This window comes from Sellimonas intestinalis (genome assembly GCF_001280875.1).
In the GTDB taxonomy this organism is placed as follows: Bacteria; Bacillota; Clostridia; order Lachnospirales; family Lachnospiraceae; genus Sellimonas; species Sellimonas intestinalis.
The window spans coordinates 592,959-617,149 of sequence record NZ_LGAJ01000003.1 but is presented as its reverse complement, the minus strand read 5'-3'; the positions used below and the strand labels follow the sequence as shown (position 1 = coordinate 617,149).

Genomic DNA, 24,191 nt, shown 5'->3' with positions numbered 1-24,191 from the left:
TTGACTACCTCGGAAGTTCGATTTTTTTCTTTTCGTTTTTACCCTCTTTGTAAAGCACGATCTTTTTGCCAATAACCTGTACGACTTGGGAATGTGTACGTTCTGCCAACATTTCAGCGATTGCTCTCGGATCATCCGCACAGTTCTTCAAGACATTGATCTTGATGAGCTCTCTGGCGTCCAGTGCTTCCTGGACAGCGCCGGTAAGCTCTGGTGTCATGCTGAATTTTCCGATCTGAAGTACCGGGTCCATTGTCATGGCAAGGCTTTTTAAATAGGCTCTTTGCTTCGATGTCATTTGTATCTTCCTTTCTCTTACTTATAATATTCAAAACTCAGTCCGTACATACGGATGGTATCACCTTCCTGGACGCCGAGCTCTTCAAGCTTATCGAGAATTCCCGTCTCCTTGAGGAAATTCTGGAAGAAGCGGAATCCCTTCTCGGAATCCAGATTTGTGTAACCAAGCATCTTTTCAATCTTCGGCCCTTCTACGATAAAGATGCCGTCTTCCTCTTTCTCCACTGTATACGGAAGATCCGCTACGAGAAGCTCATCCTCAGGGAAGAATTCCTGCTCAAAGATGATTGGCTTTGTATCGAGTGTTTTAAGCTGGTTGTTGACGTACCATAAAAGATCCTGCACCCCATCTCCTGTCACACCGGAGATAGCAAATACCTTGTATCCTTTTGGCTCAAACTCCGCCCGGATCCTTTCTACCGGGTCTTGGTCTCCCTCAAAGATGAGGTCGGTTTTATTAGCTGCAATAACCTGCGGGCGTTCAGAGAGCTCTTTATTGTACTTTTCCAGTTCACTGTTAATTTTGTAAATATCCTCAATGGGATCCCTGCCCTCACTTCCGGATGCGTCTACTACATGAATCATCATCTTCGTGCGCTCAATATGACGGAGAAACTCATGACCAAGGCCGGCTCCAAGGGATGCTCCTTCGATCAGACCCGGAATATCTGCCAGGACGAATCCTTCTCCATCTGAGAGATCTACGACACCAAGATTGGGAGCCAGGGTTGTAAAGTGGTAGTTGGCTATCTTTGGATTAGCATTGGTAACTCTGGACAAAAATGTAGACTTTCCTACATTCGGAAATCCAAGAAGTCCTACATCCGCAATTACTTTCAACTCCAAATTCACCCACAGCTCCTGGGCAGGCTGTCCAGGCTGCGCGTACTTTGGAACCTGCATGGTGGCGGTGGCAAAATGCTGGTTGCCAAGTCCGCCCCGTCCGCCTTTTAAGATAACCTGTCTGCGGTTCTCACCGGACATATCGGCTACGATCTTGCCCGTTTCTGACTCCTTGATGACTGTTCCCTCCGGAACTCGCAGGACGATGTCCTTTCCATTTGCTCCGTGGCAGCGCTTTTTCTTGCCGTTCTCCCCCGGCTCGGCGCAGTATTTGGTACGATGACGGAAATCCACAAGAGTATTGAGACCGTCGTCTACCTCAAAGATTACATCTCCGCCCTTTCCGCCGTCTCCCCCGTCCGGACCACCGTTTGGAACATAGAGTTCCCGTCGGAAACTGACATGGCCGTCTCCGCCCTTTCCTGATTTTATAAAAATTTTTGCTCTGTCTGCAAACATCTTTCTTATCCTCTCAAATCGTGTTACAGCTTGTTTCTACTTCATTATATAAAGAAAAGGTACAAAAAACAAGGCTTCAAACCGAGCTGATTTGAAGCCTTTGTATGTTTTTCGATTCATAGCGTCAGCAGATGAGACTACTCAGCTACCGGGTATACAGAAACCTGTTTCTTGTCTCTGCCCTTTCTTTCGAATCTTACGATACCGTCAGATGTAGCAAATAATGTGTCATCTCCACCGCGCCCTACATTAACGCCCGGATGAATCTTTGTTCCGCGCTGTCTGTAAAGGATGTTTCCGGCTTTTACAAACTGTCCGTCTGCTCTCTTAGCGCCAAGCCTCTTGGACTCGGAATCACGTCCGTTCTTTGTAGAGCCAACTCCCTTTTTATGAGCGAAAAACTGAAGGTTTAATTTCATCATGGTTTACACCTCCCTGAATCTCAAATCAATGTATTTTCTGTACTCTTCGTTTTCTTCCATGCTCTGAAGTCCTAAAACCATGGATGAAAACAACAATGTCGTCTCTTTAGAAGGAGAAGTGAAAAGATGATACTCAATCCGGCCGCTCTTCTCGTCGGAAGTGACAGCCGCCTTGTCCTGTGTAAACGTTTCGATAGAGTTGATCGTATTAATTACCAAAATCGAAACCGATGCACAGACAATATCCTCTCCAGCAGGGGCATACCCCGCATGACCTTCTGTCCGAAAACCGACATATTCATGTTTGTCGTTCTGATAAACTGTGATCTTAATCATGGATTAAGCGTTGATCTTTTCAATCTTAACAGCCGTATACTGCTGTCTGTGGCCGTTTTTCTTGTGGTAGCCTGTCTTCGGTTTGTATTTGTAAACGACAACTTTTTTTGCTTTGCCGTCTCCAAGTACAGACGCTTCTACAGACGCACCTTCAACAACCGGATTACCGATCTTCAGCCCGTCGTTGCTCACTGCAAGAACCTGATCGAATGTGTAAGTCGTACCAGCCTCTGCTCCGAGCTTTTCTACCTTAATGATATCGCCTTCAGATACTTTGTACTGTTTACCACCTGTTGCTATAATTGCGTACATATGGCACCTCCTATTATCATTACTCGCCAGCTTCGGTGTTCCTTTAGGAATCTTTGAAACCTCGCTGTGCGGCATACTCATATATAATAGCATGTCATCCATAGAAAATCAAGCGCTTTCTAGTAATTTTACAGCATTTTCTAATAAGATCTGCTTTCTTTCCTTGGATGACAGATCAAGAGAATGGAAATAATGGACATAATCCGTCTGGGACGCCCACGGGGAATCCGTTGCAAAGAGGATCTTCTCCACACCATGTCTCCGTACGATCCGCAAAAATTGTTCATTCGGGATCTTGGAAAAGCAGGCTGCCGTATCGAGCCATACGTCTTCACCAACCAGAAGTTCCTCTACCTCACTCCATCTCTGGAAACCGCCCATATGAGCAAGAACGAGCTTCTGTGGACGCACCTGATGAATCACGTCCCTGATTATGGATGGAGTGGCGTGGACGAAATTCGGATATCCCGGATCTAATCCGGCGTGAACACTGACAATGAGTCCGAGCTCCGACGCATAATCCAGGATATTTAAATACCCCGGATTGTCAAAACGAGTCTCCTGATAATCAGGATGGAGTTTGATCCCAGGGAAACCGTTGTTTTTCAGTGACCGTAGCCGATCTTTCAGATGATCGCAGGCCGGATGAATACCTCCAAAGGAAAGAAGTTTCCCGTCTGTCTGTTCTGTCACCTCCGCTGCAAAGCGGTTGATGGAATCAAACTGGGACGGCCTTGTCACCACCGGAAGTACGATACTCTGCTCGATCTTTGCCTCCTCCATGGAGGAAAGAAGAGATTCATATGTTCCTGACAGGTGCGCCCGCTCCCCACATTGCCGCTCCAGAAAGGAAATGGTCGTTTCAACAATTTTCTCGGGAAAAATATGTGTATGGAAATCAATCATTTTTCTTACATCCTTTTATCTTGTCACTCAGATATCCGATGATATCACGTCTTGTCACGATACCGATGAAAAAATGCTGGTCATCTTCCACCGGAACGAAATTCTGCTCCATGGCACGTTTTACAAGGTCTTCCATATCACATTCAATGCTGACCGGCAGATAATCGCATCTGCGCTCTACTTTCATAATAGAAAGGTTTTCGGCCTGTTTGATATTGAGAATTCCTTTTTCTTTCAGATCCCAGAGGAGATCGCCTTCCGTGATGGTGCCGACATACTTTCCCGCTCTGTTTAGAATCGGCACGCAGGAATACTTATAATGCTCCATGATCTCCATTGCCTGACGTACTGTGTGATAATCATAGATAAAAGCCAGCTCTGCCTTTGGATGCAGAAAAAATAAAATATTCATCTTCAAAAACCTCTTCTACTGTTATTCTAAGTATTAAAGCTGTGTATTGACAAAAATATCGTAGATCGACCGGATGGCATTCTCAAAATCATGACACCGTACCCCAATGATGATATTCAATTCGCTGGATCCCTGATCGATCATCTTTACATTGACATTTGCATGTGAAAGCGCTGCAAAAATACGACCTGACGTCCCCCGCGTCTGGCGCATCCCACGTCCCACCACGGCGATCAGGGCAAGATCGGATTCCAATTCAATGAAATCCGGCGATACCGCACGGTGGATTCCGGCAAGGATTTTCTGTTCTTTACTTTCGAATTCATTTTGATGAACGAAAACGGTCAGTGTGTCAATTCCGGAAGGCATATGTTCGATTGGAACATTGTTTTCTTCAAATACCTGAAGCACTTTCCGGCAGAATCCAACCTCCGTATTCATCATAGCCTTGTCAATAGTAACAGAGGCAAAGCCTTTCTTACCAGCAATACCGGTGATCGTGTACCGTGGGTGGCGGCAGGTGTCCTCAACAATCAGCGTACCCGGATCCTGCGGCCGATTTGTGTTACGTATATTAATCGGGATGCCCTCGCTTCGTACAGGGAAGATGGCATCCTCATGCAGTACCGTCGCTCCCATATAGGAAAGTTCCCGGAGTTCTCGGTAGGTGATGGTTTCAATCACCGCAGGATCTTTGATGATTCGAGGATCTGTCACAAGAAACCCGGATACATCCGTCCAGTTTTCATAAAGTTCTGCGTGGACAGCTCTCGCTACCAGGGAGCCGGTAATATCGGATCCTCCCCTTGAAAAGGTTACAATCCGTCCATTAGGGTCACTTCCGTAAAAACCAGGGACTACTGCGTGAGGAAGCACAGACAGACGTTCATAGAGCATCGTATTTGTCATTTCCATGTCCAGCCGTCCCTCTCTATCGAAGAAGATGACTTCGGCCGCATCGACAAACTCAAAGTCCAGATAAGCGGCCATAATCAGGCCATTTAAGTATTCTCCTCTGGAGGCTGCGTACTGCTTTCCGGCCTTTGCTTCAAATTGTGTTCGGATGATCTCAAATTCTTTCGCTAAGGAAAGCGTCAGAGAAAGTCCACTTATAATTTCTTCGTACCGTGAGGTAATAAATGTCCATTCTTCGGAATAGTCCCGCCCACTCGATGCTTTTTCATAACACAGATACAGCATATCTGTAATTTTGATGTCTTTGGAGTCTTGCTTTCCAGGTGCTGACGGTACAACATATTTCCTTGATTTTTCACTCCGGATGATTTCTCCTGCTTTTTGAAATTGTGCCGCACTTGCAAGAGAGCTTCCACCGAATTTCACTACTTTGGGCATAATAAATCGCTCCTTCATTTATCGATTGTGCAGAATCTCCTCAACAACAGACGGACCGAAGACAACGCCATGGATCCCCTCCCGGCAGGCAGCCACTATATTGTCTTCTCTGTCGTCAAAAAACAGGCAGGATGCCGGATTCAGATCATAACGTTTCAGAAGAATCCGGTATATCCTGGCATCCGGTTTGAGACATTTTTCTTTCCAGGAAAAAACTCCTCCATGAAAGGATTCGATAAAATGAAGTCTGTCTTTTGTCTTTTCATAAAGCCCTTCGGAATAGTTGGAGAGAAAATAAATCCGGTATCCTTTCTCACGGAACCAACGGATCAGATCTTCCGTATAGTCAGCCGGAAGAATACACTCGCGAAGACCTTCGTATACAAGACGAATCTCCTGTTCAAGTTGGGGTGCGTTTGCAACAAAGGCGTCACACCAGGTTTCCGGTCCGTAAGTACCCCGGTCTCCTTCAACCCAGGCGGAACTTTGAAAGACGGCCTGGTTGATCCGGATTTTTGTTTTCTTGTCAAAATCATACTGATCCAGACAGTGATGAGCATCGTAGTGCACCAGCACATTTCCCAGATCAAAAATGACTGTATTACATGTATCTACAGGTATCTTCATTTTGTTCTCCTCTTTGTCTGATTCTCCACTATGTACTACTTTACATTGTTAAAGCGGGGATTGCAAGAACAATCCGCTACTTTTCCAATTTTCTGATAACATCTGCGTAGGAAGCTTTGGCAGCGATTTTAAAATCCTCTGGAGCAAGTTTCAACTGCATTCCCAGTTTTCCGCCACTTACATACATCTTGGTAAGTTTCGACGCATCTTCCTGGATGATGGTCGGAAACTGCTTTTTCATGCCAATCGCTGTACATCCACCACGCACATAGCCCGTAACGGTTGTCAGAGTCCGTACCGGGAGCATCTCAAGAGATTTCTCTCCGGCAGCACGGGCAGCTTTTTTCAGATCAATTTCTTCTTCAATCGGAATGACAAATACATAATATCCTCCGCTCTTTGCCTGAGTCACCAGTGTCTTGTAGACCTGCTCATGGGGAAGATGGAGCTGGTCTGCGGTGGAAATGCCATCGGTAAACTGCTCGCAGTCGTAAATCCGGTATTCATAAGGAATACCAAGCCGGTCCAGAATTCGCATGGCGTTGGTCTTTAATTCTTTTTTACTCATTGCTTCTCTCCTTTTTCCGGATCGCTTCATACAATGGCGGGCGGCCCTTTTTTCGTGTGATCTCCATCAGATCCAGCTTTGTCAGGTCAATCACCTCGGTCTTGACAGGATCGGCTGCGGTCAGCTCCCGCATCGTATGAAGTAAAAGCTCCCGGTCTTCCTGACCGGATAGATTGATAAAGTCAATCAGAATGATGCCCGACAGATTACGAAGCCGAATTTGCCTTGCAGCTTCTTTGGCAGCCTCCAGATTTAGTTTCAGATACTGCTCCTGATTTCCGGAAACTGACCTGCCTGTATTGACGTCAATCACTGTCAATGCTTCTGTAGGCTGAATGATAAGGCTTCCGCCGGATTTCAGCCAGACTTTCTGGGAAAGGGCCCGATCCATTACCTGTTCCAGACTATAGAGCTTTGTAAGGGGGAATTGTCCGTCCTCGTAGAAACGCAGGCAGGATAAGATGTCTGGTTCTTTTTCCAGAAGATACGCCCGGATTCGGTCCCATACCTTAGGAATGTCTGTGACAATTTCTGCCAGAGACTCCCACCGGACATGAGAGAATCCGGCAAGAATACCGGGATCACTCTCCATAAGACGGCTGAAACAAGTCCGGGTCTTTGCCCGGTCAAGAAGTCCTATCAGCCGGTTTTCCTGTGTGCGGATCTCTTTGGAAAGTTCTTCTTTGGGAAGTTTTGCAGCTTCCGTCCGGAGAATGACTCCGCAGGAAGATATAGCCAGATCTTTCAGCCAGTTTTTCAGTGTTTCTCGCTCCTTCTTTGGGAGTTTGGAGGAGACACCTGGTTCGTGTGGCCGCATGGAAATTACTGCATAACGTCCTGTCAAGGAAATATTGGTCGTAACCGAAGGCTTTTTGGATTTGAAGGCCTCCTTATTGACCTGTACGACCAGCTCGTCTCCGACACAGACTTTCTGTTTTCCGTTTTTTTTTGTAAAGCAGGCACAGGCAGTTTCCTCTTCGGTACAGTAACATTCCATACCGGGAAACAATTCGATGAAGACGGCATGGATATTCGGAATGCGTCGTTTGATCCTTCCAATGTAAATATCTCCTACCTGCACGGATGCACCGTTTTTATCGTCCTCATCTGAGACAAGGATTTCCGTTATTTTTCCGTCATCCTCCAGAAAGAAGCAAAGGCGGTCATACACATTAGTTACAAGGATTCTCTGTTTTGTCATAAAATCTCCGTCCCCAGCGCGTCAAGTGCGACGAGCTGTTCATCCTTTACGGCATAGTTTTCTAATCTGTGATATCGGAAATCCTGTTCGGCGTCTTTATCGACTCTGGACTTGTGCAGAAGGGCGGATACGACAAGCTCCGGCTTCAGATTAACGGAGCTTCCGGCCCGAACTTTCAGAAAGAGACTGTTTTCTCTTTGTTCCAGTTCCAGGATCCATGGTCGGATATTTACTTCCTTTTCACTTTTCTTTGTCTGCTTTACGACGAGGATTTCCTCACTGGAAAGAAAAGTGACAAGATCCTCAGAAGAGACAGGAAACTTTCCATCTTTTGGAAAGACCAGATAATCCGCCGCCTCAATAATAGACATTCCTGTGGACTTTTTATCCTCAGGAATCTGTACAAAATTTATAATTTCGATTCCATCGGCCATAACGGCATTAAGCCTTTGAATGGCATCCCTGCTTGCAAGCGGTCGAATGAGTTCGATATCAAAATATTCCCCGTCGCTTGTCAGTCCCACGCCAAGTGGATTGGCAAAGGACATGATCATATGAGGGCTGAATCCCTTTGTAAAGGCGATTGGAATATCCGCTCTTCTCATAGCTTTCTGGAAATAGCGCATGACGTCCAGATGACCGATAAATTTCATAACGCCATATTTTCGAAATTTAATTCTTGCCTTCAAAGCAGACACCTCCCTGATAACACATTGCTCCGCAGGCAGAGCATTTTTCCCGGCAGTTCGGGGTGACTTCCCCTCTCATGGCACGCTCCCACTCCCGCCTGAGGAATGATTTTGTAACGCCTACGTCAATGAAATCCCATGGGAAAAGTTCGTCAAGTTCTCTCTTTCGCATGGTATAGAATGTCAGATCCACCCCCGTATTTTCAAATGCCTGCATCCATTTATCATTTTGGAATTCATCGCTCCAGGAATCATAAAGACATCCCAGTCGATAGGCTTCCAGAAGTACCTTTGACGTCCGGCGGTCGCCTCTTGCGAAAACACCCTCCAGAACTGTCACATCCGCTTCATGCCAGTTGTAGCGGAGGCTCTTTCGGTTTAATTGCTCTTTCATCTCCTGGTTTACTATGTAGGCACGGTGGATATAGTCTTCCTGGGTGAACATCTGGGCCCACTGAAACGGGGTAAATGGTTTTGGGATAAAGAAGGAGGTGCTGAATGTAATCTGGCATTTCCCATTTCTCTGGCTTTTTGGGATTTCATAATATTTTCTGGCGACACGATCCGCCAGCCGTGGAATCTCTTTCATGTCCTCCTCGGTTTCTCCCGGAAGTCCGAGCATAAAATAGAGCTTTACTTTGTTCCACCCGCCCGCAAACGCTTGAGCCGCCCCATCCAGAATCATTTCCTCGGTCAGCCCCTTATTGATGACATTACGCATCCGCTGGGATCCTGCTTCTGGGGCAAAGGTGAGACTGCTCTTTTTGATATCCTGTACTTTTCCCATCACATCCAGGGAGAACGAATCAATCCTCAGGGACGGGAGGGAAATATTGATTCCTTTGTCCTTACATTCTTCCATCAGAAATAATACAAGATCCTTTAACATGGAATAATCGCTGGAACTTAAAGAACTGAGGGAAATCTCCTCGTGTCCGGTATTTTTCAGCATCTCGATAGCATAACGCTTTAAGGTCTCCAGATTTTTCTCCCGCGTAGGGCGGTAGATCATACCCGCCTGACAGAATCGGCATCCGCGGATACATCCTCTTTGGATCTCTAGAACGACCCGGTCCTGAGTCACCTTGATGAAAGGGACAACTGGTTTGGACGGATATGGTGCATCGCTCATATTCCGGACGACTTGTTTTTTAATCGTTGCCCTGGCGTGTGGATTGTTCGGAAGAAAGGATTTCAACGTACCGTCTTCGTGGTAGGACACGTCATAGAACTGCGGCGCATAAATTCCTTCGATCTCCGCTGCCATCTCCAGGAAATCGCGTCTCGTTCCATGATTCTTTTTGTTTTCTTTGTAGGCATCCAGAAGATCATTGTAGACAGTCTCGCCCTCTCCGATATAGAAGAGGTCAAAGAAATCCGCCAGAGGCTCCGGATTGACGGCACATGGCCCCCCGCCGATAACGACCGGATCCTCGTCTGTCCGGTCTGACGCAAATAACGGGATGTTCGAAAGATCCAGAACCTGTAAAATGTTTGTGTAACACATCTCGTACTGGATCGTAATACCGAGAAAATCAAAATCCTGGATCGGATCCTGGGATTCCAGAGCGAACAATGGAATATGTTGCTCCCGCATGATCCGGTCCAGATCGATCCACGGAGAATAAACCCGTTCGCACCAGGTATCCTCTCTCCGATTGAACATGTCATATAAAATTTGAATTCCAAGATGGGACATGCCGATTTCATACACGTCCGGAAAGCACATCGCGAAACGGATAGCTACCTTTTCTTTGTCCTTCATCACCGAATTGATCTCGTTCCCGATATATCGGGCCGGCTTCTCGATATTCAGTAATATTTCATCATTTAAAGCTAGTTTTCTCATTTTTTCCCTTTCTGTTTTATGGGCTATATTGTATGGAATCATTCTCTGTGGTTTGTATGAAAAAGGATACAAAATATCAATTTGGAAGTTTTTTCAAACATAATTCAATCGTAAAAGCCAGTATATTCCGTAATAAGATTTTTTGTTTCATTTTAAATTTTAAAATTCAAAAGAATTAATACAAGAAAATACTATGCATAATTATAAAGACTTAGATGATCCTATACAAATTCAATCTTTAACATTATAACATTTTGAAAGATAAGTTCAAGAAGAGAAACCGATTCTATATCAGGAACTTTTATAATTATCACAATGAATATCAATTCAATTTATAGAGCCATGTCTGATAAGCTTATACAGCTAAATGACGATTTATAATAGCTTAGTAAAACAAATAATTCTATTTGCTTCTGTAAAATTCATAGCCTTGTGAAAATGAAGACTGTTTATATTATCTATTTCACAATCGCTGGCAAACTCTTGACAACCGTTTCCTTTCGCCCATACTTCGCACTCGGTTAATAATTCTTTGGCATATCCTTTACTACGATAGCTTTCCTTCACAAAAATTCCCTCTAAATAACCAACTGGAGATGTGCTTGTACCTTCCACATAATCATATCTTAATTGACATTGTGCAAAACCTATAGGAAATTCATTTTCATATTTCAAAAAAAATTGTGATTTCCCATTTATCATAATTTCTGAAAATTCATTGATTAGTTCATTGATAGAATGGTTGTGCCACATTTCCGAAGCTAATTTTGCTAGTGTTTCTAAATCATTGTTTCCTGCCTTTTTTATCATACGCTCTCCCTTAAAAATCCAATTTGTCTTTAGAATCATTATATCATGCCTCTTTCAGCATTGTCATTTTTTTCTGCTTTTAAAAAGCTGCTTATTAGCTTCTGTTTTGTAGTTTCACTGCATAGAAAAAGACACTCTATTTCAAGTGTCGTTCTTCTATAACTTTGTATTTCCTTGTATAATCTGTTATTTAAGGATCTTTCATTTGTTGTAATTCTGTTGTAAATTGCTTTCTTTTAACTGTTCCTCTGATAGATTTAGTGTTTATACGGATGTTTCCAATTTTTCGCCCGTTTTCGATAAAAAGATCGTCCCTTCCCCTGCTGGTTGCTATACCGGAATAATCTCGATCCAGTATCCATCCGGATCCCCAATAAAATAGATTCCCATTTCTGGATTTTCAAAGAGAATGACACCCATTTCTTTATGTTTTTTATAGGCTTCTTCATACTGGTCCGTCACAAAAGCAAGATGAAATTCCTCATCTCCCAGGTCATATTTCTCCACCCTGTCCCTCAGCCAGGTCAGTTCCAATGTAAAATCACCATTACTGTCGCCAAGATAAACAAGAATAAAACTTCCGTCTTCCGCTTCTTTTCTTCGGACTTCGTGCAGTCCCAGGGCTTCCTGGTAAAATTGTAAACTTTTTTCTAGATTCAAAACATTAAAATTAAAATGGTTAAAATGAAACATTTCTTTCCTCTTCCTTTGCGGTTTCTGTCTCCTGTTCTGAAGCGCGGAGAAGCTCATCCTCCTCGTATACGCTGTGATCCTGTGGATCCAGCAGATACTTCATAAACTCCCGGTCCGTATATTCCGTTTCCAGAAACTCGCTGAAACACGGATAAATCAGATCGTGGAATCCTTTCTCAAACAAATAATCTTCAAACTTTCCTTTATAGTTTTTGCTCTGCTTACGTTGTTGCCGCCAATCTTCTGCTGCGCCAGAAAGTTCTTTTAATGTGATTCCGTGTGTAAACATCCACCACATCTGGAATTTGGCGTAAGCCTTTCTGCGAAATACTTCTCGCTCGGAAGTATTTTCCTCAGACATTGCGTAGTGGGTGAGAATTTCACGGTTCCTTGCTGTATCCAGATAGTACTGTTCGAATCCCTTGCCAAGATTCAGATCATGGATCATCACGATTCCGTCCATCTCCGCAAAACGGACCGCGTCCTCCAACGACATATCGGCCTCGCTGGATGTATTGATGAATTTGGCACCATACTGATCTGTATCCAGTATATAGTGAGTCGGACGTGACCAAAAAGCTTCCATGAGAATCTGGACTTTTTCTGCAATGATCTCTGCCCGACGGTTGGTATTGCCGTATTTGGATCCTACTCTATTGCGAACTCGCACATATGCATAACCAAGAAGTGCTTCGCGGTTTGGTGCCATCGTTCCGATAATCCCTTTGAGCGCTCTGGTGGCACAGACCCGTTCCCCTTTCGTAATCTCATCCTGAATCTGCAACAGTCCCTGCTTGACAAATTCATATGTATTCCTAGTGAATTTTTGCATGTTGCTTCCCCCTGTTTATCTAAATGTATTCCTTCTAAGATGGAAATATGAAACAAGATCACACTTGCCTGTCAGGGGCTCAGGTTAACAAGTTCCGGTATTTCCGTTCCCGCAGAGATCTTCCGAGAAGATGGGCCTGTTGTACTATAAATACAAAATATGGCACTTGTATTATAATATATGATACATCATGTCGTCAACACAGGAAAGGATTTCCTGGAAACCCGATTTCTTCTATCTCTGCTTTGTCTTTTGCCCGATGCCTGCCTATTTGGGGACATCTATCTTGATACGGGGATCTCTTTTGGAGTGCCAACCTCCTCTTTTGTCTTGGCATTCGGATAAATCCGTTCCATTCTGGCATCATCAAAATAGGTATCCAACAACTGATCAATCACATGATCCGACCGTTCGCCTGCAGTGCGATGATTGTATCTTACAAGAGCCGCCGCCGACACCAGCATATTGACGGACATGAAAACGATCAGGCACCAAGTCAGGATATGTCCTGTGATTCTTGGAATCTTTTCGATCCAGCCAGACACACATGGATACAGTACTTTGATCCACACTACGGCCGCGATACCCCAGAAAAAACAATAGAGCAGATTGATTCGTCCGCCCAGATTGAACGGAATACCAGTATAGTCCCAAAAGACACGCCCAAAAAAGAGTTCGGAAAAGACGCTGCATAAATACTCGTAGGCTCCGCCCCAGAATGTACCGACGAAAAAGAGGTATCGGTCAGGCTTGTCTCTATCCTTGTGAAGAAGGATTGTTGCCGCCGCAATGGCCAAACCCCAGACGATGCTGAACGGTCCCCAAACAAGGCTGCTTCTGCTCATCCAGACCCCTGCGGTGATCCGACAGAAGATTGTCTCGACGATGTCTCCCATGAAAGAACCGATGACAAAAAGCCATACGATCTTATAGAAACAGCAGCCTTCCGCAAAGTGCCCTTCTTTTTCTATATCCTTTCTCGCCTCTTGGATCAGTGGATAGGCCCGCTCCATTCTTCGTTCCACATGGTTGACAATAAAATGGGTAAACCGGCGGGTGACAACTGCCACGCTCCGGTTCCATCGTACCGCTGCTTTGGCAGGCTTTCCGATGTGGAGAGCCGCGGCCGAAGAGACGGACATATCGACTACAATTCCAATGACAGCACCTCCGATCAAAAGATCTCCGAATGGCTGCGGGATCAGATGAAACAAAGCGGTAAAATCCGAGTCCCCATAACGGACAGCGAGCACACCAAGCGCTCCCCACAGAAGGCTGTATTGGAGACAGATATATCCGTCAAAATTCCATCGTTTTCGGGAATAGTCCCACCACTTCTGCTGGTTCAGCCGTTCCAGAATCTTCCCCGCAAACCATTCGATCATGGTGGCAATAGCCATACAGCCAAGGAAGAGAAAGACCGGGCGTCTTTCCAGATCCTCCAGGGCGATGATCATTATCACAGCGGCTGTCCCGTAAATAAAACAGAACGGTCCGGATGAAAATCCACGGTTTACGAATTTCTTTTTTCGGATAGTGCCGACAATCGTCTCCACAAACCATCCGAGAAACGAATAGATTAGAATCAGCCAAATAATCTCAGAAAATGTATAATGCATGTCTACTCCTGCTGTCGAAATTTATCTTTTGTACTCCTGTTTCATGTATTCTTCCAGTGCATCAATCCAGGTCGGCATCTCGTGAAGTCCGAGAACCTGAATGAGAAAATTGTCAAGGACAGTAAAGGTTGGCCTTGCGGAACAGTACTCTGCTTTCTTGGTTCTGACAGGAATGATTTTCACATCCTTTTTTGCAAGCCGCACAATTTCTTTCGCAAATTCATATCTGTTGCAGACACCGCTGCATGTGACATGGTAAGTCCCGTATTCCTCCGATCCGATCAGATGCAGCATGAATACCGCCAGGGCATTGGCGCTGGTTGGGGAACCATACTGGTCATCAGATATATGAAGCTCTGTCTTTGTCTCGATGGCATCCAGGATCTGATTCACAAAGTTCGTTCGGCTGCCGCGCCCGAAGACCCAATTGCTCCGTATAATAAAATGATCGTGGGCAAACTCTTTGACATAATTTTCTCCCGCCAGCTTACTCTTTCCGTAGACCGTCATCGGGTCTGTTTCATCAAACTCATGGTACGGCACCTGGCGGATCCCATTAAATACATCGTCCGTGGAGAGTAAAAGGATCTTTGCCTGGATCCTGGAGGCTGCAATAGCAAGATTTCTTGCACCCACCGCATTGACCTTAAACGCATATTTTGGAGAATCCTCACAGACGCCCACATCCGTGACTGCCGCACAGTCAAAGATAACATCCGGCTGGTGTTCCTTCACAAATCCAAGTACCTGACTTAAATCTGTGACATCTACTTCATCGATGTCCGTATTCAGAAGCTCAGCGTCCGGCCGGTGCTCCTTTGCCATATCGTTCAACGCGCACCCAAGCTGTCCGGCCGCGCCAGCAATCCATATCTTCATTTTCTTCACCTGATTTCTCTACTTTTGTAGTGGATTTTCCTTTTCCGGAAATTTTTCTTTCAGCGCCTTCGCGACAACTTCCGGTACGTACCGGGTCGTATCAGACCCATAATACGCAAACTCTTTGACCAGTGTAGAACTTAAAAACGCATATTCCAGACTGGTCGTAAAGAACATAGTGTCAATCTCCTGATCCACACTATGATTGATCTGAGCCAACTGCATCTCATATTCAAAATCCGTAACAGCCCGTAAACCCCGGATGATCAGTCTTGCGTTGTTCTCCTTTGCGAATTCTACAGTCAGGCCCTCGAATGCCTTCACTGTCACATTCGGGAACTCCTTTGTCGCCTCCTGCAAAAGATGGAGACGTTCGTCCATCGTAAAGAGCGGCGTTTTCTTCTGGTTGATCAGGACACCGATGATCAGTTCATCGACGACTTTGGACGCTCTCGTAATGATATCAAGATGGCCAAATGTCACCGGATCAAAGCTGCCTGGATATACTGCTTTTATCATCTGCACTCCTCATTTCATGGAAATTTCTCCAATAACTATACTACAAAATGTGGGACAGGTCAAACTGTTTCAAGGAGGCCGGAATATCAAATGGAGCCTGAATCTCATGGATAATTTCCGTCCGCCTTGGTATAGTCTTGGGAAGCGTCTCTTCATCCAGATTCAGAAACCCTGCAAACAGCAGAATACTTACCATCAGGCGGATGAAAAAAGTGCTATGTGGCCGCTCTTCGTCTTCCTGGTAAATACTTTCGTAGGCCGCCCGATACCGTGGATGGACGGCCGGCATCCGAAAGGCTTCTCCGGACCTTAGCTCCTCCTGTCTGTGGATCTGTTCCAGAGCCTCTTTTCGTTTTCTCTCCCGGTTTTCACTCATCGTTTACACTTCCTCCATTACAAAAGACAGGATATATTACTACTATATACCCTGTCTTCTTTCAGTATGCTAATGGCGGTCCGATAACTCCCGGATAATATCGTCCCAAGTCAGGCCACGTTCCGCCATCAGTACCATAGCATGATAAAGGAAATCGGCCAATTCATATTTGAGCTCTTCCGTATTCGGATTTTTCGCGGCGATGATGACTTCGGCCGCCTCCTCCCCTACCTTTTTCAGAATCTTGTCAATGCCCTTGTCAAAAAGATAATTTGTATAGGATCCCTCTTTCGGATGTTTCTTGCGGTCCAAAATGGTATCGTAGACCGACTGGAAGATCTCAAGCGGGTTTGTCTCGTCGTAGTCTGTCCCGGCGATCGTCTGGAAGAAGCATGTCGGACTTCCGGTATGACAGGCAGGCCCTATTTGCTCAACTTTTGCAAGCAGCGTATCTTTGTCGCAGTCGATAGTCAAAGATTTTACGTACTGGAAATGACCGGACGTCTCCCCCTTGGTCCAGAGGCTCTGTCTGCTACGACTGTAATAGGTCATCTTTCCGGTCTTTACTGTCCGGTCAAATGCTTCAGCGTTCATATAAGCCAGCATCAAAACCTCTCCGGTCTTATAATTCTGTGCCACTACCGGGATAAGGCCGTCGGAATTCAATTTGAAATTTGAGAAATCCAAGACACTTTCAAAAGAGGTCATCTGAATTCCTCGATCCCGGCAAAGCTCCTTGAATTTGTGGTAATCCATCTCCTCATTGCTTACGAACTTCCCTGAAATTCCCCTCGCTCCCGGACTTTTCAGGATGCGGAAGATTTCCGATTCCTCCATCGTATCCGTCACAATTACATATGGAATCTCAGTCAGCGTCATCACAGAATTGAGATCCAGGCGGTGCATAAAAATAATCTCGCTACTGTTTTGTTCAATTAAGTGCTGATGTTTGAACAGGGTATCAAAATCATTTAAGGAAGCCGCGATTTTCTCCTTTCCGAAACGTCCTGCCGCCTCCTGAATCAACTTTACCGCACCGGTACGGGAGAAATTCAGCACTACTCGTTTGACGCCGGCGTAGAGCATCTTCTTGACATCTTCCAAACGCTTGATATTTCCGCCTGCGACAACCGGAATCCCGACAAATTTTGTGATTTTTCTCAGAAGATCGATCGATTCTTCGTGGTCCTCATCGGAATCCGACAAATCAAATACGAGCAATTCATCCGCACCTTGATCGCTATAATGCTTTGCAAGTGCGATGGCGTCCTCCGAGAGAAGTTCTCTGTCGTCAAACCATCTGACTGCCTTTCCCTGCAGTAAAAAAATGCACGGAATGATTCTTTTATAACTCATCTGTTTTTGTTCCTTTCTGCTATAAGCTTCCTTTCGTAGACCACACTTCCGTCATCCCGGGTTCATAGGAGACAGACATGTGAAGGGCTTTTCCGAAGCCTTTAAAGAGGGCTTCTGCCATATGATGATTGTTTCCGCCTTCCAGAAGTTTCAGATGCAGATTCATCATCGCACTGTAAGAGACGGCATAGAAAAATTCCCGGATCATCTCCGTATCCATCTCCCCGATTTTTCCTGTAGTAAAATCCGCCTGATAGTTCAGATACGGACGTCCCGAGAGGTCAATGGCACAAAGCGCAAGACTTTCATCCATAGGAAGAAGGAAAAATCCGAAACGGCGGATTCCTTTCTTTTCTCCAATCGCTTCCTTTATGGCGGTTCCAAGGACGATCCCCACATCCTCAATCGTATGATGAGTATCCACCTCAAGATCCCCCGTCACCTGTACATTCAGATCAAAAAGACCGTGTCGGGCAAATCCATACAGCATATGATCAAAAAAACCGATTCCAGTCTGGATTGTTCCCTGTCCTGTTCCATCCAGATTCAGATGGATACGGATCTCGGTTTCGTTTGTCTTTCTATAGATTTCGGCAATCCGTTCTGTCATTATGATTCCTCCTCTTCAAACCGTACCCGGATCGAGTTTGCATGGGCGGTCAGTTGTTCTGCCTCGGCAAAATACTCAATATCCTGATGGATCTTTGAAAGCGCTTCCCTGGAATAAGAAATAATGCTGGATTTTTTTATAAAATCGTCCACGGAGAGAGGGGAGAAAAACCTGGCCGTCCCGTTTGTAGGAAGGATGTGGTTCGGCCCCGCGAAATAATCTCCCAGCGGCTCACTTGCGTATTCTCCAAGAAAGATGGCCCCAGCGTTCCTGATCCGCGTCATAATATCAAATGGATTCTTTGTCAGAATCTCCAAATGTTCACTTGCAATCTCATTCGCTGTTTCGATAGCGTCCTCCATTGTCTTCGCCACAAGGATATAACCGTAATTGTCCAACGATTTGCGGATGATATCGGCCCGGGAAAGGGTGTTTAAAAATCCGTCCACTTCTTCTGATACCTTTTTGGCCAGCTCCTCGCTTGTCGTTACAAGGATGGCGGAGGCCAGCTCATCGTGCTCTGCCTGGGAAAGAAGATCCGCCGCTACATATCTCGGATTTGCCGTCTCATCTGCGATGACGAGGATCTCCGAAGGCCCTGCCACGGAATCGATGCTGACATAGCCGTACACCGCTTTTTTCGCAAGAGCGACATAGATATTTCCAGGTCCTACGATCTTATCGGTTTTTTTGATACTTTCCGTTCCATAGGCGAGTGCCGCAATGGCTTGGGCGCCGCCCACCTTGTATATGGCGTCCACTCCAGCTTCTTTTGCCGCAACAAGGGTGTGCGGGCTGACCGTTCCGTCCGGTCTCGGAGGAGTCACCATGATGATTTCATCTACGCCCGCGATCCGGGCCGGAATCACATTCATCAGAACAGAGGATGGATAGACCGCTTTTCCGCCTGGAACATAAACGCCCACCCGGTGAATCGGAGTCACTTTTTGTCCGAGCATGGTTCCGTCAGGTTTACTGTCAAACCAACTATACTGCTTCTGTTTTTCGTGGTAGCTTCTGATATTTTCAAGGGCTTTTCGGATCACCTGGATAAGAGAAGCCTCTGTCTGACGGTAGGCATCCTCGATCTCCTGATTCGTCACCCGTATTGTGTTCTTTGTGAGGTCTGCATGATCAAACCGGCTCGTATAGGAAAAGAGCGCCTCATCTCCGTTTTCCTTTACGTTTTTTAAAATTGCGGCGACACGATCCTCGTATTCTCCATAGCTGTCAGGACTTCTCTTTAACAGTTCCTTTAAGAGATTCTGCATCGTTTCTTTTGTCAATCTCTGGATTCTCATCTTCTCTCCTGCCTTTACTGTAATATTTCTTTCAATCCGGTAATCAGCTCCCGGATTTTGTCATTTTCCATTCTCATGCTGACCGGGTTGACGATCATTCTGGCAGAAAGCGGACAAACCTTATCAAGGACACAAAGTCCGTTCTCTTTCAGCGTCGTTCCAGTTTCCACAATATCGACGATCACCTCGGAAAGCCCCACAATTGGAGCAAGTTCAATCGAGCCATTGAGCTTGATGATCTCCACAGTCTGATGTTTCCGTCCAAGAAAATAGTCTTTTGCGATACGCGGATATTTGGTAGCTGCCCGGATGATCTCCCGACGTCCTAACAGCTCTTTTGCGCTTTCTGGCCCGCATACGCACATGTTACATGTTCCGAATTTCAAATCCAGTACCTCGTGGACTTTTCGGTCTTCCTCCAGAATGATATCCTTCCCTACTACGCCGATATCAGCGGCGCCGTACTCTACGTATGTCGGTACATCCGGACCTTTCGCAAGAAAGAATCGAAGCTTTAAGTCTTCATTTACAAAGATCAGCTTCCGTGAGGCTTTGTCCTTCATCTCTTCACAGGTGATGCCGAGTTTTTCCAAAAGCTCAAGCGTCTGTTTAGCAAGCCGCCCCTTACAGAGGGCAAATGTCAGATATCTCATGTCGTTGGCTCCTCCTTTTTCCCGGACGCCTTGCGCTCCCCTGTCTTCAGATTGATCATCTCGATCTCCCCGTCTTCCTGAAGGTAAAGCAGCGTTTCCGCCTGATTTTTCTTTCCGTACTGGATATAATCATCCAGTGTTTCCTTTGCTTTTTTGCAGAAAAGCTCTGTGCTGTTCTTCCTTGCCCGGAATTCTTTTGCGAGACTGACTGCCTGCCTGCGCTGGGAATCCGCATAAACAATGATGACATTATTCTCCTCATAAGAAATCTGGACATGCTGCCTTGCAAGGGAATTCATCAGCTCGTCAATGATGACGGCAAATCCAATGGACGGGGCACGCTTTCCGAATTTCTCCATCAGATGGTTGTAGCGTCCGCCTTTTACAATAGCGTCTCCGGTGCCGAAGGTGTAAGCTCGGAATATGACCCCGGTATAGTATCCATAGGTACCGCTCATACTGAGGTCAAAAGTGATATATTTCTGTACAGTGTACGCTTTTAGAATCTCGTATGTGTCACGCAGACGCTTGATGGTGCGCTTGGAAAGCTCGTTTGGCGCAATTTCCATCGCTTTCTCAAGGACTTCCGGTCCACCGACCAGTTCCTGCAGATGACCGAAGAGCTCTTTTATTTCTGGACGCACACCTGCCTCGTCCAACAACTCTGTGACTCCGTAATAATTGCGGTTGGAAATGAGCTCCCTTAGATATTCTTCACATTCCGGAGGAAGCTTCGCCTCTTTTAACAGGCTGTTTAAAAATCCCACGTTACCTACGCTGATCTGAAAATTCTCAAGACCGGACTGCCGCAGGCAGTCTACTACCATGGCCAGCATCTCCGCATCTACATCTTTGGAATCCAATCCGATAAACTCAGCGCCAAGCTGAGTATTCTCCCGAAGTCTCCCTTGATAACTGGAATAATTGATAAATGTATTTCCTATATAGCAAAGCCGAAGCGGCAGTTCTTCAATTTCATACAGAGCGGAGGCCGCCCTGGCGACAGATGGTGTGATATCCGGACGAAGGGAGAGAATATTTCCTTCCCGGTCAAAAAACTTATATAATTCCTTGACCGAAATACTGCCGATCTCCTTACGGAACACATCGAAGTATTCAAAAGTCGGCGTCTGAATATCGTGATATCCGTAAAGGTGCAGCACATGATGAAGCTTTTCCTGAAGCGCCAGCTTCTTGCGACATTCTACTTTGTAAATATCCCGCACCCCTTCCGGTGTGTGTAAAATCTTTTGTTTCATCTTTTCTCCACTCTTTCTGTTTTTTCTCTCACTTTACCGTGCTACTATGCTAAATTAAAAGTACAACGCTTATTATAAAAATCTTACTCTCTTTTGTCAAGATCTTTCTGGATTTCTTCCAGATACGGAACAAAGCATCCATTTTTCAAAGAAAAGAAAAACCCCGGATCCAGTTCCTCAAAGCGGATACTTTTACGCCCGCCTCCTGTCATGCGCTCCCAGAATTTCTTTAACTCCCGGAAACGCATATAGTATAGCTGATTCCTCCCGGTATAGAGGATAAGTAAAAAAGCAATTCCGCTTTGACGCTCAAATTCCTCCATGAAATCCACCTGGTGCCGGTGGACATTTTGTAGAGGAAAGGTATCCGCAGCACATTCCTTTGCATCAAAGCAGACCGGAATGCCCTGTACAGCTCCGATATAGTCCACTGTGCTTCGCTGGTCGAAATAGGCCAAAGTAATGTGCCTTTGTTCCTTGTCGATCTTTACCGGTGTGATGGGAGTAGGGATTTTCTGGATCAAGGCAAGCCCTCTGTTTCGATACTGTTCATTTGTATGATTGATGTAGTCCTCCAGGGCAGATCCCCGCAGCCCTCTTGATGTCCATGTTCCCATCCTTTACTGCTCCTTTTCCAAGTACTGATGAAGGATCTTCGCAAACTGCCGTGGCACTTTTGCAAGGATGACCCGTCCTGAAAGGCTCGGCAGGTCTGGAACCTCCTCTGGAAATTCCATCCGGTAAGCATGTAAGAGCTGATGAGTCAGTCCGAATTCTTTCTTTGCCCGGTCGTTTGCGGAACGCTTTCCATATTTATAGTCGCCCAGGACCGGATGACCAAGAGATGCCAGATGGGCACGGATCTGATGGGTCCGCCCGGTAATCAAATGAACTTCCAGAAGCGTAAAATCCGTTCCTGTCTGAATCGGTACATATTCTGTCTCAATCGGGACACTGCCCTCCTGTCTGTCGGAAAAAACCGTCACCTTATTCTGGTTTTCGTCCTTTTTCAGATACCCCTTTGCCCGAACCGATTCTTTCATCTGCCCACAGACAATCGTACGGTAATATTTCCGCACCGAGCGGTTCTGAATCATTGTGCTGAGTACCTGCAAGCCTTTCAGACTTTTTCCGGCTGTAACGATTCCGCTCGTATTCCGATCCAGACGGTTACAGATGGATGGATGAAAACGCAGAAGCTCTTCCTGAGTAATCGCCTGGGTCTTTAGAAGGTAGCCGGTCAGCCATTCAACAAGGGAAAAATCTGTTGCTTTTGCTTTTTGCGAAAGCATCCCACATGGTTTATCAAGAAAAAGCACGTCCTCATCTTCATAAATCACGGATACCTTGCTCGATGGTATGTTTGTGTCGGTCTGCATAAGCTTTGGTGTATGCATTTTTGAAAACTTTCCAATGGTTTCTTCAGAGAGGAACATCTGAATCTGGTCGCCCAGAGCAAGATGTTCTTTGCCGGTCATTTTCTTTTTATTGAGTGTGATGTTTTTCTTTCGCATCATCTTATACAGAAAGCTTTTAGGCGCCAAAGGTAAATACTTGGTCAAAAATTTGTCCGCCCTCTGGCCTGCGTCGTTTTTTTCTATGTTGATCGTCTGCATCTGCTTCTCCTATACCACGGCTGTTAAAATCAGCCTGCACATGTCTTTTGCCGGACGTTGCTCCTCTTTTGCACGCTCCGGTTGGGAGCCGATTTCTCCAACCCGCTTATAAAAAGCGTCATAGTCGGAAAAGAGTTTTACCGTCACCTTTTCATAGTGATTATCCCGCAGGATTTTTGCAAGGTACGCTTCTATTTCCGAAACAGGTGCTTTTGTCTGAGCGACATATCCACAAAGCAGATGTTTGGAAACAAGAAGAGCATCCACCGCCATGATCTTTTCTGAGCTGGTAAGAACCAGGTCGAAGATCAGGACATTTCCCGGTGCTGCCTCCCTGACAGCCTTTACCTTTTCTTCTTCCAGGGAACGATACGGCAGCAGTAAGATCATACTTACAGCGGATCTGGCGGCAGGCAGGCATCCCAAAATCGCCACAATCGTCAGGAGATTGTTCCTTGTGTGCGTCGTCAGGTATCCGGCAAGAAAGACTGCGATACTGATTCCAAACAGCAGGATCGTAATCAAGATTCGTTTTTTCTTCTGGCTGCGGATATAACCTGACATTCCTTTTGTAATCTTCATAGTTGCTCCTTTATCGTATCCATTTATCCATGGCTGAGAAAAGAATCTCTTCCGGAACGAGCTTTCCTGCAATGCGGGCTCCTTTCATCAACGCTCCGTGGACAGAAAGCGGTTTTTTCATCCGGGAGTCCAGAAGCGCGGTTCTAACCACATCGCAGGCAGGGACCATCACCGATTCCTTTATCTTGCTGTGAGTGGTTCCAGAGACGTCAAAGAACTCGGTATCCACCGGACCCGGACAGACTGCTGTCACGACGATGCCTTCCTCTTTCATTTCCTCATAAAGCCCTCTGGAAAAACTGGTAACGTAGGCTTTTGTTGCCGCATAGACAGTAAATCCAGGCTGTGGACAAAAGCTTGCTCCGCTGGAAATATTGAGGATCCGGCTTCCTTTACTCATGTACGGGAGCACAAGAAACGTCATCCGGGTAAGGGAACGGCAGTTGACATCAATCATCCGAAGCTGCACAGCCGCGTCCTCTTTTGCAATATGAGCGGAGGATCCGATCTTTCCGAATCCGGCAGCATTGACGAGCATCCGTATATCCGGGCTTTGATTTTCCAATCGGTTTAAAATCTGTTTGTAGACCAGATCTTTCTCCAGATCTCCCGCAAAGATCCTCACATAGACACCGGTACGCCCCTCCACTTCCTGTTTGACTTCTTCTAAGCGTTCTCCTCTTCTGGCAGTCACCCAGATCTCATCCAGGTGTTTATAAAATCCGGGAATTTGGTTGACGAACTCTCTTCCGATCCCGGAGGAAGCTCCTGTCACAATCGCTATTCTCATATCCATCCCTCCCTCATTC

The 24,191-nt window shown here is 45.8% G+C and carries 29 protein-coding genes; all 29 read right to left on the bottom strand.

Features of this window, described 5'->3' with window-relative positions:
• Positions 1–4: 4 nt before the first annotated feature.
• Entirely contained in the window at positions 5–298 is a 294-nt protein-coding gene (gene yhbY, locus AOA56_RS03935) for a ribosome assembly RNA-binding protein YhbY (RefSeq protein ID WP_024732557.1), read from the bottom strand.
• Positions 299–315: 17 nt separating this feature from the next.
• A complete protein-coding gene (gene obgE, locus AOA56_RS03930; protein WP_053768996.1) occupies positions 316–1,602 on the bottom strand; it encodes a GTPase ObgE in 1,287 nt (428 codons plus the stop codon).
• 137 nt (positions 1,603–1,739) lie between these two features.
• On the bottom strand, positions 1,740–2,024 hold the full coding sequence (gene rpmA / locus AOA56_RS03925) for a 50S ribosomal protein L27 (RefSeq protein ID WP_024732559.1): 285 nt from the start codon (positions 2,022–2,024) through the stop codon (positions 1,740–1,742).
• 3 nt (positions 2,025–2,027) lie between these two features.
• The gene (locus AOA56_RS03920) at positions 2,028–2,360 is read right to left on the bottom strand and encodes a ribosomal-processing cysteine protease Prp (protein ID WP_024732560.1); all 333 of its coding nucleotides are present in this window, start codon (positions 2,358–2,360) and stop codon (positions 2,028–2,030) included.
• A gap of 3 nt (positions 2,361–2,363) precedes the next feature.
• Positions 2,364–2,672, bottom strand: a complete 309-nt coding sequence (gene rplU / locus AOA56_RS03915) for a 50S ribosomal protein L21 (protein ID WP_048621788.1) — start codon at positions 2,670–2,672, stop codon at positions 2,364–2,366.
• A 108-nt stretch (positions 2,673–2,780) separates the two neighbouring features.
• Positions 2,781–3,578: an amidohydrolase family protein gene (locus AOA56_RS03910; RefSeq protein ID WP_053768995.1), complete on the bottom strand. Its 798-nt coding sequence runs from the start codon at positions 3,576–3,578 to the stop codon at positions 2,781–2,783.
• On the bottom strand, positions 3,571–3,990 hold the full coding sequence (locus AOA56_RS03905) for a CBS domain-containing protein (protein ID WP_024732563.1): 420 nt from the start codon (positions 3,988–3,990) through the stop codon (positions 3,571–3,573). The genes AOA56_RS03910 and AOA56_RS03905 overlap by 8 nt, the downstream gene beginning before the upstream one ends.
• A gap of 33 nt (positions 3,991–4,023) precedes the next feature.
• On the bottom strand, positions 4,024–5,343 hold the full coding sequence (locus AOA56_RS03900) for an aspartate kinase (RefSeq protein WP_053769099.1): 1,320 nt from the start codon (positions 5,341–5,343) through the stop codon (positions 4,024–4,026).
• Between the two features lie 18 nt (positions 5,344–5,361).
• Entirely contained in the window at positions 5,362–5,970 is a 609-nt protein-coding gene (locus AOA56_RS03895) for an HAD family hydrolase (protein WP_053768994.1), read from the bottom strand.
• Between the two features lie 76 nt (positions 5,971–6,046).
• The gene (ybaK, locus tag AOA56_RS03890) at positions 6,047–6,538 is read right to left on the bottom strand and encodes a Cys-tRNA(Pro) deacylase (RefSeq protein ID WP_053768993.1); all 492 of its coding nucleotides are present in this window, start codon (positions 6,536–6,538) and stop codon (positions 6,047–6,049) included.
• A complete protein-coding gene (locus AOA56_RS03885; protein WP_053768992.1) occupies positions 6,531–7,739 on the bottom strand; it encodes a ribonuclease E/G in 1,209 nt (402 codons plus the stop codon). Before AOA56_RS03885 ends, ybaK begins: the two co-directional genes overlap by 8 nt.
• Positions 7,736–8,428: a TIGR03936 family radical SAM-associated protein gene (locus AOA56_RS03880; protein WP_053768991.1), complete on the bottom strand. Its 693-nt coding sequence runs from the start codon at positions 8,426–8,428 to the stop codon at positions 7,736–7,738. The genes AOA56_RS03885 and AOA56_RS03880 overlap by 4 nt, the downstream gene beginning before the upstream one ends.
• Positions 8,412–10,277, bottom strand: coding sequence for a TIGR03960 family B12-binding radical SAM protein (locus AOA56_RS03875; RefSeq protein WP_053768990.1), 1,866 nt, complete (start codon positions 10,275–10,277; stop codon positions 8,412–8,414). The genes AOA56_RS03880 and AOA56_RS03875 overlap by 17 nt, the downstream gene beginning before the upstream one ends.
• A gap of 375 nt (positions 10,278–10,652) precedes the next feature.
• Positions 10,653–11,126 carry an aminoglycoside 6'-N-acetyltransferase gene (gene aac(6'), locus AOA56_RS03870; protein WP_242843433.1) on the bottom strand — a complete coding sequence of 158 codons (474 nt, stop codon included), beginning with the start codon at positions 11,124–11,126 and terminating at the stop codon, positions 10,653–10,655.
• Between the two features lie 291 nt (positions 11,127–11,417).
• Positions 11,418–11,780, bottom strand: a complete 363-nt coding sequence (locus tag AOA56_RS03865; RefSeq protein WP_053768989.1) for a VOC family protein — start codon at positions 11,778–11,780, stop codon at positions 11,418–11,420.
• Entirely contained in the window at positions 11,767–12,612 is an 846-nt protein-coding gene (locus AOA56_RS03860) for a hypothetical protein (protein ID WP_053768988.1), read from the bottom strand. The genes AOA56_RS03865 and AOA56_RS03860 overlap by 14 nt, the downstream gene beginning before the upstream one ends.
• Positions 12,613–12,893: 281 nt before the next feature.
• Positions 12,894–14,231, bottom strand: a complete 1,338-nt coding sequence (locus AOA56_RS03855) for a putative ABC transporter permease (protein ID WP_053768987.1) — start codon at positions 14,229–14,231, stop codon at positions 12,894–12,896.
• 21 nt (positions 14,232–14,252) lie between these two features.
• Positions 14,253–15,110, bottom strand: a complete 858-nt coding sequence (gene rfbD, locus AOA56_RS03850; protein WP_024732574.1) for a dTDP-4-dehydrorhamnose reductase — start codon at positions 15,108–15,110, stop codon at positions 14,253–14,255.
• 18 nt (positions 15,111–15,128) lie between these two features.
• On the bottom strand, positions 15,129–15,629 hold the full coding sequence (gene coaD, locus AOA56_RS03845) for a pantetheine-phosphate adenylyltransferase (protein ID WP_024732575.1): 501 nt from the start codon (positions 15,627–15,629) through the stop codon (positions 15,129–15,131).
• A 40-nt stretch (positions 15,630–15,669) separates the two neighbouring features.
• Positions 15,670–16,005, bottom strand: coding sequence for a hypothetical protein (locus tag AOA56_RS03840; RefSeq protein WP_024732576.1), 336 nt, complete (start codon positions 16,003–16,005; stop codon positions 15,670–15,672).
• Between the two features lie 69 nt (positions 16,006–16,074).
• On the bottom strand, positions 16,075–17,361 hold the full coding sequence (hisIE, locus tag AOA56_RS03835; RefSeq protein ID WP_024732577.1) for a bifunctional phosphoribosyl-AMP cyclohydrolase/phosphoribosyl-ATP diphosphatase HisIE: 1,287 nt from the start codon (positions 17,359–17,361) through the stop codon (positions 16,075–16,077).
• 19 nt (positions 17,362–17,380) lie between these two features.
• Positions 17,381–17,971, bottom strand: a complete 591-nt coding sequence (gene hisB / locus AOA56_RS03830) for an imidazoleglycerol-phosphate dehydratase HisB (protein ID WP_048621801.1) — start codon at positions 17,969–17,971, stop codon at positions 17,381–17,383.
• The gene (gene hisD / locus AOA56_RS03825; protein ID WP_024732578.1) at positions 17,971–19,272 is read right to left on the bottom strand and encodes a histidinol dehydrogenase; all 1,302 of its coding nucleotides are present in this window, start codon (positions 19,270–19,272) and stop codon (positions 17,971–17,973) included. The genes hisB and hisD overlap by 1 nt, the downstream gene beginning before the upstream one ends.
• 14 nt (positions 19,273–19,286) lie before the next feature.
• On the bottom strand, positions 19,287–19,925 hold the full coding sequence (hisG, locus tag AOA56_RS03820; RefSeq protein WP_034594488.1) for an ATP phosphoribosyltransferase: 639 nt from the start codon (positions 19,923–19,925) through the stop codon (positions 19,287–19,289).
• Entirely contained in the window at positions 19,922–21,184 is a 1,263-nt protein-coding gene (gene hisZ / locus AOA56_RS03815) for an ATP phosphoribosyltransferase regulatory subunit (protein ID WP_024732579.1), read from the bottom strand. The genes hisG and hisZ overlap by 4 nt, the downstream gene beginning before the upstream one ends.
• An 83-nt stretch (positions 21,185–21,267) precedes the next feature.
• Positions 21,268–21,801, bottom strand: a complete 534-nt coding sequence (locus AOA56_RS03810; RefSeq protein ID WP_024732580.1) for a Holliday junction resolvase RecU — start codon at positions 21,799–21,801, stop codon at positions 21,268–21,270.
• A 3-nt stretch (positions 21,802–21,804) separates the two neighbouring features.
• Positions 21,805–22,800, bottom strand: coding sequence for an RluA family pseudouridine synthase (locus tag AOA56_RS03805; protein WP_053768986.1), 996 nt, complete (start codon positions 22,798–22,800; stop codon positions 21,805–21,807).
• Between the two features lie 9 nt (positions 22,801–22,809).
• Positions 22,810–23,382: a hypothetical protein gene (locus tag AOA56_RS03800; protein WP_024732582.1), complete on the bottom strand. Its 573-nt coding sequence runs from the start codon at positions 23,380–23,382 to the stop codon at positions 22,810–22,812.
• Positions 23,383–23,392: 10 nt separating this feature from the next.
• The gene (locus tag AOA56_RS03795; protein ID WP_053768985.1) at positions 23,393–24,172 is read right to left on the bottom strand and encodes an SDR family NAD(P)-dependent oxidoreductase; all 780 of its coding nucleotides are present in this window, start codon (positions 24,170–24,172) and stop codon (positions 23,393–23,395) included.
• Positions 24,173–24,191: the final 19 nt, after the last annotated feature.